The organism is Mycobacterium sp. OAE908, assembly GCF_017872775.1.
In the GTDB taxonomy this organism is placed as follows: Bacteria; Actinomycetota; Actinomycetes; order Mycobacteriales; family Mycobacteriaceae; genus Mycobacterium.
On sequence record NZ_JAGGJL010000001.1, the window covers coordinates 3,166,110 to 3,184,051 of the forward strand.

The following is a 17,942-nucleotide window of genomic DNA, read 5'->3' on the forward strand; positions in this document are numbered from 1 at the left end:
TTCGCGTGTCCACGAAGCCTAGAGAAAATCTACGCGGCGGGCGCATGCGACACACCCGATCGCGGGGTACGTGAACGGGACATAACTGCAGTACAGAGACTTGAAGAACGAACTAGCTACACAGAAAGCCGGTAGATGCCAACCATTCAGCAGCTCGTCCGCAAGGGCCGCCGCGACAAGATCGCCAAGGTGAAGACCGCGGCCCTCAAGGGCAGCCCGCAGCGTCGCGGCGTGTGCACCCGCGTGTACACCACCACCCCGAAGAAGCCGAACTCGGCGCTTCGGAAGGTCGCCCGCGTCAAGCTGACGAGCCAGGTTGAGGTCACGGCCTACATCCCAGGTGAGGGCCACAACCTGCAGGAGCACTCGATGGTGCTGGTGCGTGGCGGTCGTGTGAAGGATCTGCCGGGCGTGCGCTACAAGATCATCCGCGGCTCGCTGGACACCCAGGGTGTGAAGAACCGCAAGCAAGCCCGTAGCCGCTACGGCGCCAAGAAGGAGAAGAGCTGATGCCACGCAAGGGGCCCGCACCCAAGCGTCCGTTGGTCAACGATCCGGTCTACGGGTCGCAGCTGGTCACCCAGCTGGTCAACAAAGTTCTCCTGGACGGGAAGAAATCGCTGGCCGAGCGCATTGTTTATGGTGCGCTCGAGCAGGCTCGGGACAAGACCGGCACCGATCCGGTGGTCACCCTCAAGCGCGCACTCGACAACGTCAAGCCCGCACTCGAGGTCCGCAGCCGCCGCGTCGGCGGTGCGACCTACCAGGTTCCCGTCGAGGTGCGCGCGGACCGTTCGGTCACGCTGGCACTGCGCTGGCTGGTCAGCTTTTCCAAGGCCCGCCGCGAGAAGACCATGGTCGAGCGCCTGGCGAACGAGATCCTCGACGCCAGTAACGGCCTGGGTGCCGCCGTCAAGCGACGCGAGGACACCCACAAAATGGCCGAGGCAAACCGCGCCTTCGCGCACTACCGCTGGTGATTCAGCGCCTGACGGCAGTGCAGCCGCAGGCGCTGGGGTGTCAAGCCTGACAACAGCAACGATCAAGCGAAAGAGAAGACTTCTGTGGCACAGAAGGACGTGCTTACCGACCTGACCAAGGTCCGGAACATCGGCATCATGGCGCACATCGATGCCGGCAAGACGACGACGACCGAGCGCATCCTCTACTACACCGGTATCAGCTACAAGATCGGTGAGGTGCACGACGGCGCCGCGACGATGGACTGGATGGAGCAGGAGCAGGAGCGGGGGATCACCATCACCTCCGCGGCCACCACATGCTTCTGGAACGACAACCAGATCAACATCATCGACACCCCGGGACACGTCGACTTCACCGTCGAGGTGGAGCGCAGCCTGCGCGTGCTCGACGGTGCCGTTGCCGTGTTCGACGGCAAGGAAGGTGTCGAGCCGCAGTCCGAGCAGGTTTGGCGGCAGGCCGACAAGTACGACGTTCCGCGCATCTGTTTCGTCAACAAGATGGACAAGATCGGCGCCGACTTCTACTTCTCGGTTCGCACGATGGAGGAGCGTCTCGGCGCCAACGTCATTCCGATCCAGCTGCCCGTCGGCTCCGAGGGTGACTTCGAGGGCGTCGTCGACCTGGTCGAGATGAAGGCCAAGGTGTGGCGCGGCGAGACCAAGCTCGGTGAGACCTACGAGACCATCGACATTCCAGCCGATCTGCAGGAGAAGGCAGACGAGTACCGCACCAAGCTGCTCGAGGCGGTCGCTGAGACCGACGAGTCGCTGCTCGAGAAGTACTTCGGCGGCGAGGAACTGTCGGTCGAGGAGATCAAGGGTGCGCTGCGCAAGCTGACCATCAACTCCGAGGCCTACCTCGTGCTGTGTGGCAGCGCCTTCAAGAACAAGGGCGTGCAGCCCATGCTCGACGCGGTGATCGACTACCTGCCGTCGCCGCTGGACGTGCCGCCTGCCGTGGGGCATGCCCCCGGCAAGGAGGACGAGGAGATCACCCGCAAGCCCTCCGTCGACGAGCCGTTCTCGGCGCTGGCGTTCAAGGTGGCCACGCATCCGTTCTTCGGCAAGCTCACCTACGTTCGGGTCTACTCGGGCACCGTCGAGTCCGGCTCGCAGGTCATCAATGCCACCAAGGGTAAGAAAGAGCGGCTGGGCAAGCTGTTCCAGATGCACTCCAACAAGGAGAACCCAGTCGAGCGCGCGTCGGCAGGCCACATCTACGCGGTGATCGGTCTGAAGGACACCACCACCGGCGACACCCTGTCGGATCCGAACCAGCAGGTCGTGCTGGAGTCGATGACCTTCCCCGATCCGGTGATCGAGGTGGCCATCGAGCCCAAGACCAAGAGCGACCAGGAAAAGCTCGGCACGGCGATCCAGAAGCTCGCCGAGGAGGATCCGACCTTCAAGGTGCACCTCGATCAGGAGACCGGCCAGACCGTCATCGGTGGCATGGGCGAGCTTCACCTCGACATCCTGGTTGACCGGATGAAGCGCGAGTTCAAGGTCGAGGCCAACGTCGGCAAGCCGCAGGTGGCCTACAAGGAGACCATTCGGCGCAAGGTCGAGAAGGTCGAGTTCACCCACAAGAAGCAGACGGGTGGCTCCGGCCAGTTCGCGAAGGTGCTCATCGACCTCGAACCATTCACGGGCGAGGACGGTGCCACCTACGAGTTCGAGAACAAGGTGACCGGTGGCCGTATCCCGCGTGAGTACATCCCGTCGGTCGACGCGGGTGCCCAGGACGCCATGCAGTACGGCGTGCTCGCCGGCTACCCGCTGGTGAACGTGAAGGTCACCCTGCTCGACGGCGCCTACCACGAGGTCGACTCCTCGGAAATGGCATTCAAGGTCGCCGGCTCGCAGGTACTGAAAAAGGCTGCGGGACAAGCACAACCGGTGATCCTGGAGCCGATCATGGCCGTCGAGGTCACCACGCCCGAGGACTACATGGGTGAAGTGATCGGCGACCTGAACTCCCGCCGTGGTCAGATCCAGGCCATGGAGGAGCGGGCAGGTGCACGCGTCGTCAAGGCGCATGTGCCGCTGTCGGAGATGTTCGGTTACGTCGGAGACCTTCGGTCGAAGACCCAGGGCCGGGCGAACTACTCCATGGTGTTCGACTCGTATGCCGAAGTTCCGGCCAACGTGTCGAAGGAAATCATCGCTAAGGCGACGGGTCAGTAACCTGACCTGCCGTCACCGCGGCGAAGAACAACTGCAAAGATCAAACCTGCTTTACAACAAGCACCAACACAGTCCAGGAGGACAACACAGTGGCGAAGGCGAAGTTCGAGCGGACGAAGCCGCACGTCAACATCGGGACCATCGGTCACGTTGACCACGGCAAGACCACGCTTACTGCAGCAATCACCAAGGTTCTGCACGACAAGTACCCCGAGTTGAACGAGTCGCGCGCATTCGACCAGATCGACAATGCGCCTGAAGAGCGTCAGCGCGGTATCACGATCAACATCTCCCACGTGGAGTACCAGACCGAGAAGCGTCACTACGCGCACGTCGACGCCCCCGGTCACGCCGACTACATCAAGAACATGATCACCGGTGCCGCCCAGATGGACGGCGCGATCCTGGTAGTCGCCGCGACCGACGGCCCGATGCCGCAGACCCGTGAGCACGTGCTGCTGGCCCGCCAGGTTGGTGTGCCCTACATCCTGGTCGCCCTGAACAAGGCCGACGCGGTGGATGACGAGGAGCTCATCGAGCTCGTCGAGATGGAGGTCCGCGAGCTGCTGGCCGCCCAGGAGTTCGACGAGGATGCCCCGGTCATCCGGGTTTCCGCGCTGAAGGCGCTCGAGGGCGACGAGAAGTGGGTCAAGTCCGTCGAGGAGCTGATGGACGCGGTCGATGAGTCGATCCCGGATCCGGTTCGCGAGACCGACAAGCCGTTCCTGATGCCCGTCGAGGACGTCTTCACGATCACCGGCCGCGGCACCGTGGTCACCGGTCGTGTGGAGCGCGGCGTGGTCAACGTGAACGAGGAAGTCGAGATCGTCGGCATCCGTCCCGAGACCACCAAGACCACGGTCACCGGTGTCGAGATGTTCCGCAAGCTGCTCGATCAGGGCCAGGCCGGTGACAACGTCGGTCTGCTGCTTCGTGGCATCAAGCGTGAGGACGTCGAGCGCGGTCAGGTTGTGATCAAGCCCGGCACCACCACGCCGCACACCGAGTTCGAGGGCCAGGTCTACATCCTGTCCAAGGACGAGGGCGGCCGCCACACGCCGTTCTTCAACAACTACCGTCCGCAGTTCTACTTCCGCACCACCGACGTGACCGGTGTGGTGACGCTGCCGGAGGGCACCGAGATGGTCATGCCCGGTGACAACACCGACATTTCCGTCAAGCTCATCCAGCCAGTCGCCATGGACGAGGGCCTGCGCTTCGCGATCCGCGAGGGTGGCCGTACCGTCGGCGCCGGCCGGGTTACCAAGATCATCAAGTGATCTGACACTTAGTACCGCAAAGCGGCGCTCACCTTTCCGGTGGGCGCCGCTTTCGTGTTGTGCGCGAGCTGGTGTTGGCAGCCGCACCCTACCAACTCCCGCTTGAGTTAACAGCGGAACCGATAATTTTGCTCGAACGTAAAAATTAATTATCAGCTTAGTTAGTTTGCTTGCGCAAGAATTACCGCTTGCGTCAACCCCGTAGCGGCGACCGGCGAAACCCGAATAACTGCAGCTATACGTGGATATTGTGACCTAGGGCGGCAGCTATCTGGCCACCGCCTACGCGCCGTGATCTTCGCCAAAACCGCAGTGTCCGCACCCATCCCTGGCAGATGTGACCCTTGACACATTAGCTAGCAAAGTTTTAACGTCTGCGTAAGCGAGTTCTTCCAGCTTCGGGTACGCGGGATGGGGAACGCCGATGACACGGTGTAGCGGCTATGGCCTGCAACAACAGACGACTACGGGCGCGCATAGACAGCCTCGTAAACGATCCACGCTGACGCGCGTGGTGGTGGTGGGCGGTGCATGCATGTGCATCGGCGCGGCGGTGGAGATGGCGACCCCGACCGTCCAGGCGCTGACCATCGTGTTTCGCTCCACGGCAGGAAACGGCAGCACGAACGAGGTTCGGGTCAACCTCGTTCAGGGCAACATTTTCGATCCGCAGCTGGGGCTGCTCGGTCCCAACGTCAGCAACAACTCGACCGGTGACAACGGCACGACCAGTACCTTCAACAATCCGCTCGTCAACAATCCGCTCTTCAACAACCCGATCACCCAGTTCATCGAGGGCTTTTGGAATCAAGAGCTCGTGATCGGCGGAGCCGCGCAGGGCCCCGTCAACAACGTCACCCAGATCAGCTTCCTGTCGTTCAACATCTTCAATCCGCAAACCAGCCTCTTCGGCGGAAATTTGAGCAACAACACGACGAACACCAACGTCGCCAGCGGTTACGGCAACAACACCGCCGCCTCGGTGACATCGGTCCCTGGACTGTGGCCGGGCTGGTTCGGTGGAATGACCGGAAACGGCAACGCTACTCAGTTCGCGTTCTTCTCGGGCAACATCGTCAATCCGCAGTTCAGCATCTTCGGCCCGAACGTCAGCAACAACACCGCGATCACCAATCTCGCGGAGAACAACGGGAACTACAGCCAGGCTGCCGTGACGCAAGCCGGTGGACTTCTGGGAGCCGTCACCCGACTGTGGGGAGGTTTCCTCGGTGGTGCGACCGGCAACGGAAACACCACTCAAACCGCAGTCGGCACGTCGAACATAACGAACCCCCAAGTGAGCATTGGCGGCTCAAATCAAAGCAACAACACGGCGGTCACAAACGAAGCGACCGGTAACGGCAATAACAGCCAAACGACGGTCGGCGGGTCGGGCAGCGTCATATCGACGGGTTCCACCGGCAATGGCAACACCAATCAGACGGCGGTCGGTACGAGCAATGTCGACAACCCCCAGACGAGTATCGGGGACATCGGCCTGAGTCCTCGTCCGGCGGAGCTCAGTGGCAGCCAGTCCGGCAGTCAGCTCACCACATCCAGCACGACCCCCACGTCGACGTCTTCGGCGGGAACCTCCGGCCAGGTCAGCTCCTCTACGTCCACTGTGGCTGAAAGTGGCAGCAGCACAACGAGTTCCGTCGGGACATCAGGTACCAGCGGCACATCGGGTACCAGCGGAACCTCTGGCACAAGCGGGACTTCCGGCACAAGCGGAACCTCCGGTTCCGGCGATTCAGCTGGCTCGGGAGGCGCAGGCGGTTCAGGAGCGGGGTGAGGTGAGCAGGAGGTGCGAATGAAGTGAACGCAATCGGCAGTGTCGTCGCTGAGTGTCGCACTGCATCACAAACGACAACCGAACAACGTCGACACAAGAAGGACTTTCAGAAATGAATAAGCATCGCAAGACACGCAAATCGCCGATACCAGTGAAGCTCAATCGTGCGATTGCGATGAGCGCCGTCGCCGGCAGCGCCATTGGATTCGGCGCGCTCATGACAATCAATTCACCGACGGCGTATGCCGACACCGATTCCAGTTGGTGGCTGTTGAGCGGAAACAACGTTCCCATTGCGAGCGGCAACAATCTTGTCATCGGCACCAGTGGAAATGGCAACTCCAATCAGCTTGCCCTCGGTACGGGCAACATCCTCAACGCGCAGCTCAACCTCTTCAGCCTCGGGGTCGCCACGGTGGCCAACGCGGCTCCTGCGGTTGGCGGCAACGCGGTCGGTGGCCCCGCTCTCAGCACTGCCACTGAAGCCGGTGTGCCGATCGGCGGGCTGGCGGTCGGAGGCGCGGCGGTCAACCCGGCGGTCGGGATCAATCCGGCGGTGGGCGGCATCGGAGGCCTGGGGGCGGCGCTGGGCGGCGCGAACCTCAATGGAGCGGGCGTCGGCGGCCCCGCCGCAAACGCGGCGCTCGGCGGCACCGCTGCCGAAGTCGCTGCGGCGACCCAGACGAACGCTCTCAATACGGCAGCGGGCGATACCGCCGCCGGCGGTGCAAACAGCGCGACCGGTGGAACTACCGGCGACGCCACCGGTGGCGATGTAAACACCAACCAGACTGGCGGCGAGGCCAACGCCACCGGAGGCGCAGGCGGGGGAGCCACGAGCGGCTCCGTCACCAGCGGCAGTTCCACGGGTGGAGCAGCGACCGGCGGCTCGGCCACCAACTCGGGAACCGCGACAAGCGGACGCGCGACGGGAGGCACCGCGATCGGCGGCAATGCCACCACCAGTGCTTCCGGCGTGGGATCTGGCAACTTGTCGAACAACAACTCGAGCTCGAACACCTCGAGTGGTAACGGCAACTCCAGTAGTAGCAGCACCGGCGGGACCAGCGGCGGCAGCAGCAGCGGCGGCAGCAGCAGCGGCGGTAGCAGCGGCTAGCGATAACCCGGACTGCGCTGGGCCGTCGACCGTACCGTCGGCGGCCCAGCGCTTCATTGTGACACGTGTAACGCGTGCGCAGGTAGGGACGATGAACCTCCCGAAGGTCCTGGTAGGGCCGGAGAAGGGTTGGGGTTCCATGTTTCGTCGTGTCACAACGCTTGCCTGCGCAGCAGCCGCCGCCAGTGCCGTATTCGCCGGCGTCTCGGCCGCCACTGCCTCAGCTGCGCCCGGCTGCCCGGACGTGCACTGGATCGGCGCCGCCGGATCCGGCGAACGCACAGGCGCGGATCTGACCACATATAACGGCATGGGCCGGGTGGTCAATCAATCCCTTGCCGATCTGTCGTCGCAGCTGCAACAGGACGGCCGCACGATGACCGCTGAGGCCGTCGACTATCCGGCGGTGCCGGTTCCCGACGACAACGGCGGCGTCGGGGCGTGGCTCGGCTTCATGGGCAGTGTCGACGCGGGTGCAAAGGCTCTTGGCGAGCAGTACGCCACGTTCGTTGCGCAGTGCCCGACCTCCAAGGTCGTGTTGGCCGGCTACTCGCAGGGCGCCATGGTCGTGCACCGGAACCTGGCCGCGCTTGCGGGCAGCCCGAACCTCACTGCGGTGCTGCTGATCGCCGACGGTGACCGGCGGCCCGAGGATCCCACCCTCAACCTGGGCACCGCGAGCGGAATCCCCGAGCGCGGCAAAGGTGTCGCCCAGGATTGGCCGATCCTGGCTCACGCGCCCGCGCCGCTGGCTCCGGAACTCGGCGCGCGCACCATCAGCGTCTGCAATCTCAACGACGCGGTCTGCGACTACGACGAAGACGGCGATGATTCCAAAGCGGCGTATGCACGGCGCGTCGCCGTCCACACCAGCTACGGCGTGGGCCAGACGCAGAGCCTGGCCTGGACCGCGCCGCTGTACTTCCTGCTCGGTCCGGCGCCTCAGGTGCCCGGTTTGGATACCCGTGCAATCGACAGCACCACCACACCGGCGGGCAGCAACAGCGCAGCCAGCACCACGACGATGGCGTCAATGGCACCGGCAGGCGACATCCCGACCCGCTGAAGCATCTCGAGCACCGTTCCCGATACCGCAACGCCGACACCGGCAAGCGTGACCAACGCTGTGAGGGTCACACCGGCTGCCTCGCCCGCGCGCTCGGTGCGCACCACCGCTTGAGTCGCGACCGTAGTGAACGCGTAGACCAAGCCCAGCGTGAATCCGCACGCGCTCAGCGCGGGTAGATACAGGACCCAGCTGTGCGACGCGCCCAGCGCCGCAAGCGACAGTGCTGCGGCGACCGTCGTCGCACCCATCACGAGGACCGGCGGCCGGCTGGCCGCGAGCCGGCCCGCCAATACGCCGCCCAACGCGGCACCCGCCGACGGTCCGAGGAAGGCCAGTCCTGCTGCCAGCGGATCGAGTCCGCGCACCTGCTGCAGGTACATCGTCGACAAGAAGATCGTGACGCCGTAAGCGACGTTCGCCACGGTCCCTGCGATGACCAAGACGGTGAACCGTGCGTTGCGGGCCAGCGACAGATCCACCAATGGCCAGCGCACGCGGTTCTCGACGGCGACGAACACCGCGAGTGCCGCCAACGCGCACCCGAACGCGACAACCGTCGGCGCCGAAAGCCACCCCCACGTCGGGCCTCGGTCAAATGCCAACGTGAACAAGCCAATTCCGGCGGTGATCAGCGCCAACCCTGCAACGTCGATGCGACGCGGCACCGACTCGTCATACGACTCCGTGATGAACCGGGCCGCTATGACCAGCACGGCAAGCGTGAGCGGTACGTTCAGCCAGAATATCCAGCGCCAGCCGATCGTCTCGGTGAGCAGCCCGCCGATCAACGGGCCCGCTGCATTGCCCAATCCCGCTATGCCGTAAGCCAACCCGATCGCATGACTGGCGCGCGCGGCCGGAAAGGCATTGGTCAGCACGCTCACGGAAACCGGAAAGATCAGCGCCGCACCGACGCCCTGCAGAGCGCGAAAGGTGATGACCAGTCCCGCTGTCGGTGCCAATGCGCACAGCGCCGACGCCACCCCAAACAGCGCAACGCCCGCGAGCAGCGCGCGCCTGCGGCCGAAGATATCGCCGATACGGCCCGCGGGCACCATGAAGGCCCCCAGCGCGAGCATGTAAACACTGATCACCCATTGCAGGTCGGGCGTGGTGGTTTTCAGATCGAGCGCCATCCGGGGAAGCGCGAGATTCATGGCGAAGTAGTCGATTTGCACGCAGAACAGCGCCATCGAGACGGCCGCAAGGATCCACCGGTAACGCACAGATTCGCCCCTCGCGCTCACGGCCCGACGATACGGCTCACAATCGCCGGATTGGCGCTAATCTGACACGCGAAGCTGGCAAACGACAGGAGCGTGGCAGATGTTAGGGCGGTACATCAAGTCCCAGATCACGGTGCTCATCTTTGGCGGTCTCGTCGGTCCGATCTTTTTGGCGGTCTACTTCGCGCTCGGCCAGATGAGCATCATGAGCTGGATGCTCTGGGTCGGCCTGCTCATCACCGTGGCCGACGTGCTGATCGCGTTGGCGCTGGCGAATTTCGGCGCAAAGTCGGCCGCCAAGACCCAGGCGCTCGAACAGAGCGGCGTCCTGGCGCTGGCACAGGTCGTCGGCATCCATGAAACCGGCACCCGCATCAACGAGCAGCCGTTGGTGAAGATCGACCTGCAGATCTCGGGCCCCGGCATCAACCCGTTCGCCACCCAGGACCGGGTGATCGCGTCGATCACGCGGCTGCCGATGATCACCAGCCGCAAACTGGTCGCGCTCGTCGACCCTGCTACCAATGAGTACCAAATCGATTGGGAGCGAAGCGCTTTGGTCGCTGGCGTGATGCCTGCGAACTTCACCATCGCCGAGGACAACAGGACTTACGACCTCAGCGGGCAGGCCGGCCCGCTGATGGAGATCCTGCAGATCCTCAAGGCGAACGGCATCGGGCTGAACAACATGATCGACCTGCGCTCGAACCCCGCGGCCCGCGCGCAAGTGCAGGCCGTTGTCCGGCGCGCCGCGGCGGCCCAGCAGGCCCCCGCCGCTCCTGCCCCCGCCGGGGCGCCCTATGCGCCTCCCCCTGCTCCCGCGCCAGAGCCCACCACCGCACAGCGGCTGCAAGAGCTGGAGACGTTGCGCGCCACCGGCGCGATCTCCGACGACGAATACAACGCAAAGCGCCAGCAGATCCTCTCCGATCTATAGCCGGATCGTAGAATCCTCAATGCCGTTCACCTGAGTCGCATAGTCTTGTTGCGACTGTCATGACGGCGACGGAGCAACCGGAAAAGGTAACCGAAAAGGTCAGTCTCCCAACACTGACCGCGATGGTCGTCGGCTCGATGATCGGCTCCGGGGTCTTCCTATTGCCCCGCCGGTTCGGCGCCGAGACGGGTGTGGTCGGCGCGATCATCGCGTGGACCATCGCGGGCACCGGAATGTTGATGCTGGCCTTCGTGTTTCAGCGCTTGGCGATGCGCAAGCCTGAACTGGACGCCGGCATTTTCGCCTACGCCAAGGCCGGATTCGGTGACTACGTCGGCTTCAATTCGGCGATCGGATATTGGGCGTCGGCGTGCGCAGGCAACACGTCGTACTGGGTGGTGATCACCGCGACCATGAGCGCGCTGATACCCGGACTCGGGGCGGGCGACACGGTCCTCGCGGTCGTGGTGTCGGCCGTCGGGGTTTGGCTGTTCGCCTTCCTTGTGATGCGTGGCGTGAAGGACGCGGCGGTGATCAATTACGTTGTCACCATTGCCAAAGTCGTGCCGATTCTGATGTTTATCGTGATCGCGATCATCGCATTCAAGGCTGATGTCTTTGCCGACAATTTCTGGGGCGACAAGGACTACTCGGCTGCCTCCGTGTTCGACCAAGCCAGGGGCACGATGCTGATCACCGTGTTCGTGTTCCTCGGCATCGAGGGCGCGAGCGTGTACTCGCGAATGGCGCGCAGGCGTGAGGACGTCGGGCGAGCAACGGTCATCGGCTTCCTGAGCGTGCTCAGCGTTTTCGCGCTGGTGACATTGGTGTCGTATGGCGTGATGCCCCAGAGCACGTTGGCTGGCGTCAGTCAGCCGTCGATGGCCGCCGTGCTGGAATCGATCGTCGGACCATGGGGGTCGATCGTCATCCGTGTCGGCGTCATCGTTTCGGTGCTTGGCGCGTATCTCGCGTGGACGTTGATGGCCGCGGAGGTCCTCTACATTCCCGCCAAAAGTGAGGACATGCCGCGGTTCCTGGCCCGGACCAATCGCCACGGTGCGCCGGTGACCGCATTGATCATGGCCGCCTGCATGATTTCACTGTTGCTTGTCGCTCTGCTGTTCGCCGCTGACGCGCTCGATTTCATGCTGGACCTCACCGCCGCGTTGTCTCTCATTCCGTACCTGCTGGCGGCGGCGTACGCGCTGAAGTTGACGATCACGCGAGAGACCTACGACGCCGGAAAGTCGCTTGTGCCAGACATGATCATCGCGGCGGTGGCGACGGCGTACACCCTGTTCCTGGTTTCTGCGGCCGGAGTCGACAAGCTTCTGCTGTCGTGCATCTTGTACGCACCGGCCGCAGCGCTCTACTTCATAGCGCGCCGGGAACGCCGTCTGCGGGTGTTCAGGCCCGCCGAAGCGGTGCTGTTCGGGGTGATCGTCCTCGGGGCGGTCGCGGGTGTGGTGTCCTTGGCTACAGGGGCGATCGAAATCTAGGAGTAGTCGTGACGAATGCGTCTGCCAGCTATGGCGTTCACTCCGAGGTCGGCAAGCTGCGCAAGGTACTGGTGTGCTCGCCCGGCTTGGCGCATGAGCGCCTCACCCCAACGAATTGTGACGACTTGTTGTTCGACGACGTGTTGTGGGTGCAGAACGCCCGTCGCGACCACTTCGACTTCATCGACAAGATGCGCGACCGCGACGTGGAGGTGGTCGAACTACACGACGTGCTCACCGAAACCATGGAGATCCCGGCGGGCAGGGACTGGCTGCTTGACCGCAAAATCGTTCCGAACGAGGTCGGCCTCGGACTTGTCGACGACACCCGCGGCTACCTGGATTCGCTGCAGCCGCGCCAACTCGCCGAGTTGCTGATCGGCGGCATGTCCACCCGCGACCTGCCCAAGGAGCTGCAATCGGGCTACCGCGCGCTGGCACGCGAAAGTACCGGTGTCACAGAGTATTTGATGCCGCCCCTGCCGAATACGCTCTACACGCGCGACACCACCTGCTGGATCTATGGCGGGCTGACGCTCAATCCGTTGTTCTGGCCTGCGCGACATGACGAGACCCTGCTGATGAAGGCGATCTACGAGTTCCACCCCGACTTCGTCGGCTCCAAGGTGTGGTGGGGTGATCCCGAAAAGCATTGGGGCATGGCCACAATCGAGGGCGGCGACGTGCTCGTGCCTGGCAACGGCGTGGTCATCATCGGGATGAGCGAACGCACATCGCGGCAGGCGATCACCCAGGTGGCGTCCCGGCTGTTCGCCGAAGAGGCCGCGACGCAGGTGATCGTCGCTGGCATGCCCAAGCTGCGGGCGGCGATGCACCTGGACACCATCTTCACCTTCGCCGATCGCGACGTGGTGACCATTTATCCCGATATCGTCGACGCCCTGCAGACCTTCACGCTGCACCCAAGCGACAACGACATCAGCGTCGAGGTTGTCGAGGCGAACAAGCCGTTCGTCGAGGTGGTGGCCGCTGCGCTCGGGCTCGGCAAGTTGAGGGTGGTCGAGACGGGCGGATCCGCCTACGACTCGGAGCGCCAACAGTGGGACAGCGGCAACAACCTCGTTGCCGTAGAACCGGGAGTGGTGTTCGCATACGACCGCAACACCCACACGAACACTCTGCTGCGCCGGGCTGGCATCGAGGTGATAACCATCGTCGGCGCGGAGCTCGGCCGCGGCCGCGGCGGGGGCCACTGCATGACGTGTCCGCTGATCCGCGACCCCGCCTGACGGGTGTACTAGAACACGTTCCAGTTCTGCTGTTAGCCTGGTCCGCAAGCTCACGAAAGGAGCAGCGGTGACGGCATCGAGCGGCAGCCTCCAACGCCGAGTGGCATTCATTACCGGGGCCGCGCGCGGCCAGGGCCGGGCGCACGCGATCAAGCTGGCCAACGAGGGTGCCGACATCATCGCGATCGACATCTGCGGCCCGGTCTCGGAAACCATCACCTATCCGCTGGCTACTCCAGAGGAGCTGGCCGAGACCGTGGCCGCGGTCGAGGCCACCGGTCGCAAGGTGCTGGCGCGTCAGGTCGACATTCGCGACCTGGCCGCACTGCAGCAGGTGGTGGCCGACGGTGTCGAGCAGTTCGGCCGACTGGACATCGTCGTGGCCAACGCCGGCGTGCTGAGCTGGGGCCGGATGTTCGAGATGTCCGAGGCTCAGTGGGACACCGTCATCGATGTCAACCTCAACGGCACGTGGCGGACCATCCGCGCCGCGGTGCCCGCGATGATCGAAGCGGGCAACGGCGGGTCCATCATCATCGTCAGCTCGTCGGCCGGTCTGAAGGCCACGCCGGGCAACGGGCATTACTCCGCGTCCAAGCACGGTGTCGTGGCACTGACCAACGCGTTGGCGATCGAGGTGGGGGAGTATGGGATTCGGGTCAACTCGATCCACCCGTATTCGATCGACACGCCGATGGTGGAGAAGGAGGCGATGATGGCCATCTTCTCGAAATACCCGCAGTACCTGCCCAGCTTCTCGCCGATGCCGTATCACCCGGTCAACCACGAGGGCAAGAAGGGCTTGCAGGAATTCATGACGGCCGAAGAGGTTTCGGACGTGGTGGCTTGGCTGGCCGGTGACGGTTCGAGGACGATCTCGGGTAGCCAGATCGCCGTCGACCGCGGCACCATGAAGTACTAGCCCGGTAACACCAACACCGGAACGGGACTGTGCCGCAGGATCTTTGAGCCGCGCGAACCGAGGAACACCCGCGCGATGCCGCCAACCGGCGAGGTGCCGATGGCCAGCAGGTCACCGTCCTGCCAGTCGGCCGCGTCCAGTGCCTCGTCCCAGCCATTGCCGGTGACCACGGCCAACTCCACGTCCTTGCCAACCACGCCGTCGGTCTTCAACTGCGCCAGCGTTTCTCGCGCATGGGCTGCCAACTGGTCAAGGATGGAGTCTTCGGCACTCAGCCCCACCTCCGGCGGATACATGGTGCGGCCACGAACGGCGAACGTGACGACGCGCATCGGCACGCCGAGCCGCTCACCGAGCGCGGCAACCCGCTCAACCACATGCAGAGTCTCCGGAGTGCCCGGGTATGCAGCGGTAATCCGGGTCAGCCCACCGGATTTCGATCCTCGATAGCCGCGTGGTGCGATCGCCATGGGCACTGGCGACGAGTGCAACAGCCGATCTGCCGTCGATCCGACCACCACCTGGCCGAGGCTGCCGCCGGATGCCGACCCCAGGATGAGCACGTCGGCCTCGAGTTTCGACGCCGCGTCCAACAGCCCGCCGGACGCCGACCGGTGGGCGACTTTGTGGTAATTCACCTCGAGTCCACTGGCTATCGAGTCGATGCACTCTTGTGCTTGCTTGGCCGAGTTCGCAGCCAATTGTTCTGCGTACTGGGCGTATTCGGCGTCGACCCGACCCAGTGATGGCGTCATCCACGGTCGCGGAACCACTGTGACGACCGTCAGCGACGTCTTCAGGGTCTTCGCCGCTTCGACTGCCAAGAAGAGTGGCGAGGTGCCGCACTTGCCTGCCAGGTAGCCGACGGCGACGGTCACGGCTCATCCTTGTGCTTGGTGACGAAGTGATGGTCGGCGGGCTCTTCGACGAACATGACGTCGTCGTCGCCGGGAACCTGGCCTGGAATGAAGCCGTCGCCGCCGTCGTTGAGCGCGCTGTGGCGACGGCCCCAGAGGAAGTAGAAGGCCAATACCACGGCGACCCAGATGGCGAACCACAGCCAGGTGATCCGGGGCAGGCCCCACAGCACCCAGCCGCACACGATGACCGACAGCACCGGCGTCACGGGGTAGCCCGGGACCTTGAATGCGCGGGGCAGGTCGGGCTCGCGGACCCGCAGAATGATCACCCCTATCGAGACCGTGATGAAGGCGACCAGCGTTCCGATCGACACCAGATCCCACAGGTAGTCGAGTGGCACGAAGCCGGCCAAGATACCGGTAATCGCGGCCACGATGATCGTGTTGTTGACCGGAGTCATGGTGCGGGGGTTGACCTTCGCGAACATCGACGGCAGCAGACCGTCGCGGCCCATCGCGAACAGGATGCGGGTCTGTCCGTACATCACCACGAGCGTCACTGAGAAGATCGAAATCACCGCGCCCGCCGACAGTACGGTGGCGGCCCAGGTCTGGCCGTGGAGGATGTTCTGCAGGATCACCGCCAGCCCGGCTTCAGACTGCTCATCTGACCCGAAGTCGTCAGCGGACTGCGTACCCAGGCCGGCGAAGGCCACCAGGATGTAGATGCTCGTGACGACGACAAGAGCCCCGATGATCGCCCGCGGCATCGTCTTCTGTGGGTTCTTCACCTCGTCGCCGGCAGTAGAGACTGCGTCAAGTCCGATGAACGTGAAGAAAATCGTGCTGGCACCCGCGGTGATGCCGGCGAAACCCTTGTCCCAGAAACCAGCGAAGTGATCGGTTGTGAACGCCGTGAATGCGATCGCGACAAACAAGGCAAGGACACCCAGCTTGATGACCACCATGATGCTGTTGACCGCCGCCGACTCGCTAGCACCGCGGATCAGCAGCAATGCGCACATGAGGATGAGAATCATGGCCGGCAGATTCACGATGCCGGGATCTTCTCCCAAGGGTGCCGCGGTCAGCGCGTGTGGTATCTGAAATCCGAACAGATTGTTGAGGAGTTCGTTCAGGTAGCCGCTCCAACCGATCGACGTAGCCGACATCGAAACGCCGTACTCGAGCAGCAGACAGGCGGCCACACCCATCGCCACGACCTCCCCCATGGTGGAGTAGGCGTACGAGTACGTCGACCCCGACACCGGTACCGACGACGCCATTTCCGCGTAACAGATCGCGGACAACCCAGCGGCGATACCCGCGATCACAAACGAGACCAGCACGGCGGGGCCAGCTTTGGGCACGGCCTGCTGCAGCACGATGAAGATGCCCGTACCGACAGTGGCGCCAACCCCGAACATCGTGAGCTGGAATGTGCCGATACTTCGTTTGAGGTGATCCGAGGCGCCATGCGCGACCGGCGCGCCGATCACGGGCCGGCGCCGGAATATCTGCTTGGAGAGGCTTAACGGTGGAGCGGTCATGGCGCCTCCTGTGGTGCCTAGATTGAACTACCGGTCAAGTGTGAGCCTGACTCGGCCAAAACGTCGGCGAACTGATCAATCGCCCAGTCAATTTCCTCAGCCGTAATAACCAGCGGCGGCGCGAACCGCAGCGTCGAGCCATGCGTGTCCTTAACCAGCACACCGCGTTCGGCCAACCTCAGGCTGATCTGTTTGCCGGTGGCCAACGACGGCTCGATGTCGACACCGGCCCACAGGCCCATGCCGCGCACCGCGACCACACCCTGCCCGATCAGTGCACGCAACCGAGCATGCAGGCGATCGCCCAATTCTGCTGAGCGAGCCTGGAATTCGCCGCGCTGCAACATGGCTACCACCGTCGTGCCGATCGCTGCGGCCAACGGATTTCCACCAAACGTCGAGCCGTGCTCACCCGGATGCAGCACCGAAAGGATTTCGCTGTTGGCCACCACTGCCGACACCGGAACCACGCCGCCGCCAAGGGCTTTGCCGAGCAGATAGATGTCGGGCACGACGCCGAAGTGGTCGCAAGCGAAAGTGCGACCGGTGCGGGCGAGGCCCGATTGAATCTCGTCGGCGATCATCAGCACGTTGCGCTCGGTGCACAGTGCGCGCACCCGCTGCAGGTAGTCGGCGGGCGGGACGATGATGCCGGCCTCGCCCTGGATCGGCTCGATCAGCACTGCGACGGTCTCATCGTCGATGGCGGCTGCCATCGCATCGGCTTGCGGATCGTCGGGACCGAAGGGCACGGCCAGGAAGCCGGGGGTGTACGGACCGAAGCCGCGGCGGGCGGTCTCGTCGTCGGAGAAACTGATGATCGTGGTGGTGCGGCCGTGAAAGTTGTTGTGCGCCACCACTATGTTGCCCTTGTCGGCTGGGACGCCCTTGATGTCGTGACCCCACTTGCGAGCCACCTTGATGCCGCTTTCGACAGCCTCGGCGCCGCTGTTCATCGGCAGAACCATGTCTTTGCCACACAAGTCGGCCAGCGCCTCGCAGAACGGGCCGAGGCGGTCGGAGTGGAAGGCGCGGCTGACCAAGGTCACCGCGTCGAGTTGTGCGTGCGCGGTGGCCAGGATCTCCTGGTTGCGATGCCCGAAGTTGACCGCCGAGTAGGCGGCCAGGCAATCCAGGTAGCGGCGCCCCTGAACGTCCGTGATCCACGCGCCGTCAGCGCTGGCCGCCACCACCGGCAGCGGGGAGTAGTTGTGGGCGACGTAGCGGCCGTCGAGGGCGATCGCATTGTCGGTAGCACTCATGG

General features: G+C 63.9%; 14 protein-coding genes and 1 pseudogene. 11 read left to right on the plus strand and 4 right to left on the minus strand.

Annotated elements, in window-relative coordinates; genetic code table 11:
• Window positions 1-135: 135 nt before the first annotated feature.
• The 7 genes and pseudogenes from rpsL to J3E61_RS15515 all read left to right on the plus strand — a co-directional run.
• Entirely contained in the window at window positions 136-510 is a 375-nt protein-coding gene (rpsL, locus tag J3E61_RS15485; protein WP_007167812.1) for a 30S ribosomal protein S12, read from the plus strand.
• Window positions 510-980 carry a 30S ribosomal protein S7 gene (rpsG, locus tag J3E61_RS15490; RefSeq protein WP_192722099.1) on the plus strand — a complete coding sequence of 157 codons (471 nt, stop codon included), beginning with the start codon at window positions 510-512 and terminating at the stop codon, window positions 978-980. Before rpsL ends, rpsG begins: the two co-directional genes overlap by 1 nt.
• Before the next feature lie 84 nt (window positions 981-1,064).
• A complete protein-coding gene (fusA, locus tag J3E61_RS15495) occupies window positions 1,065-3,170 on the plus strand; it encodes an elongation factor G (protein ID WP_192722098.1) in 2,106 nt (701 codons plus the stop codon).
• Between the two features lie 89 nt (window positions 3,171-3,259).
• Window positions 3,260-4,450, plus strand: a complete 1,191-nt coding sequence (gene tuf / locus J3E61_RS15500) for an elongation factor Tu (protein ID WP_015304990.1) — start codon at window positions 3,260-3,262, stop codon at window positions 4,448-4,450.
• 535 nt (window positions 4,451-4,985) lie between these two features.
• On the plus strand, window positions 4,986-6,245 hold the full coding sequence (locus tag J3E61_RS15505) for a hypothetical protein (RefSeq protein ID WP_210084153.1): 1,260 nt from the start codon (window positions 4,986-4,988) through the stop codon (window positions 6,243-6,245).
• 175 nt (window positions 6,246-6,420) lie between these two features.
• Entirely contained in the window at window positions 6,421-7,362 is a 942-nt protein-coding gene (locus J3E61_RS15510; protein WP_210084154.1) for a hypothetical protein, read from the plus strand.
• Window positions 7,363-7,501: 139 nt separating this feature from the next.
• A pseudogene (locus J3E61_RS15515) lies at window positions 7,502-8,302 on the plus strand (cutinase family protein); the annotation flags it as partial.
• 2 nt (window positions 8,303-8,304) lie between these two features.
• On the opposite strand, the gene J3E61_RS15520 reads toward J3E61_RS15515, so the two are convergent.
• Complete coding sequence (locus J3E61_RS15520) at window positions 8,305-9,624, minus strand: MFS transporter (protein ID WP_210085581.1); 1,320 nt, start codon at window positions 9,622-9,624, stop codon at window positions 8,305-8,307.
• A 133-nt stretch (window positions 9,625-9,757) separates the two neighbouring features.
• Between J3E61_RS15520 and J3E61_RS15525 the strand changes: the two genes are divergently transcribed.
• The 4 genes from J3E61_RS15525 to J3E61_RS15540 all read left to right on the plus strand — a co-directional run bounded on the left by J3E61_RS15525 (window position 9,758) and on the right by J3E61_RS15540 (window position 14,268).
• The gene (locus J3E61_RS15525) at window positions 9,758-10,594 is read left to right on the plus strand and encodes an SHOCT domain-containing protein (protein ID WP_210084155.1); all 837 of its coding nucleotides are present in this window, start codon (window positions 9,758-9,760) and stop codon (window positions 10,592-10,594) included.
• Window positions 10,595-10,653: 59 nt separating this feature from the next.
• Window positions 10,654-12,096 carry an amino acid permease gene (locus J3E61_RS15530; RefSeq protein WP_210084156.1) on the plus strand — a complete coding sequence of 481 codons (1,443 nt, stop codon included), beginning with the start codon at window positions 10,654-10,656 and terminating at the stop codon, window positions 12,094-12,096.
• Window positions 12,097-12,104: 8 nt separating this feature from the next.
• A complete protein-coding gene (locus J3E61_RS15535) occupies window positions 12,105-13,346 on the plus strand; it encodes an arginine deiminase (RefSeq protein WP_210084157.1) in 1,242 nt (413 codons plus the stop codon).
• Window positions 13,347-13,413: 67 nt separating this feature from the next.
• Window positions 13,414-14,268 (plus strand): SDR family mycofactocin-dependent oxidoreductase, encoded by an 855-nt coding sequence (locus J3E61_RS15540; protein ID WP_192722092.1) that lies wholly within the window; start codon window positions 13,414-13,416, stop codon window positions 14,266-14,268.
• Here the strand turns inward: J3E61_RS15540 and J3E61_RS15545 are convergent.
• From J3E61_RS15545 to rocD, 3 genes are read right to left on the minus strand one after another with little or no spacing between them, the layout of a single operon-like run.
• Window positions 14,265-15,146: a universal stress protein gene (locus tag J3E61_RS15545; RefSeq protein ID WP_210084158.1), complete on the minus strand. Its 882-nt coding sequence runs from the start codon at window positions 15,144-15,146 to the stop codon at window positions 14,265-14,267. The genes J3E61_RS15540 and J3E61_RS15545 overlap by 4 nt on opposite strands.
• Window positions 15,143-16,678 carry an amino acid permease gene (locus J3E61_RS15550; protein WP_210084159.1) on the minus strand — a complete coding sequence of 512 codons (1,536 nt, stop codon included), beginning with the start codon at window positions 16,676-16,678 and terminating at the stop codon, window positions 15,143-15,145. Before J3E61_RS15550 ends, J3E61_RS15545 begins: the two co-directional genes overlap by 4 nt.
• Before the next feature lie 17 nt (window positions 16,679-16,695).
• Window positions 16,696-17,940, minus strand: coding sequence for an ornithine--oxo-acid transaminase (gene rocD / locus J3E61_RS15555; protein WP_210084160.1), 1,245 nt, complete (start codon window positions 17,938-17,940; stop codon window positions 16,696-16,698).
• Window positions 17,941-17,942: the final 2 nt, after the last annotated feature.

Bases quoted from the DNA above. Each gene is read 5' to 3' on its own strand.
- rpsL (WP_007167812.1), top strand. From the start codon at position 136: ATGCCAACCATTCAGCAGCTCGTCCGCAAGGGCCGCCGCGACAAGATC.
- rpsG (WP_192722099.1), top strand. From the start codon at position 510: ATGCCACGCAAGGGGCCCGCACCCAAGCGTCCGTTGGTCAACGATCCG.
- J3E61_RS15505 (WP_210084153.1), top strand. From the start codon at position 4,986: ATGTGCATCGGCGCGGCGGTGGAGATGGCGACCCCGACCGTCCAGGCG.
- J3E61_RS15510 (WP_210084154.1), top strand. From the start codon at position 6,421: ATGAGCGCCGTCGCCGGCAGCGCCATTGGATTCGGCGCGCTCATGACA.
- J3E61_RS15520 (WP_210085581.1), bottom strand. From the start codon at position 9,624: ATGGCGCTGTTCTGCGTGCAAATCGACTACTTCGCCATGAATCTCGCG.
- J3E61_RS15525 (WP_210084155.1), top strand. From the start codon at position 9,758: ATGTTAGGGCGGTACATCAAGTCCCAGATCACGGTGCTCATCTTTGGC.
- J3E61_RS15530 (WP_210084156.1), top strand. From the start codon at position 10,654: ATGACGGCGACGGAGCAACCGGAAAAGGTAACCGAAAAGGTCAGTCTC.
- J3E61_RS15550 (WP_210084159.1), bottom strand. From the start codon at position 16,678: ATGACCGCTCCACCGTTAAGCCTCTCCAAGCAGATATTCCGGCGCCGG.
- rocD (WP_210084160.1), bottom strand. From the start codon at position 17,940: ATGAGTGCTACCGACAATGCGATCGCCCTCGACGGCCGCTACGTCGCC.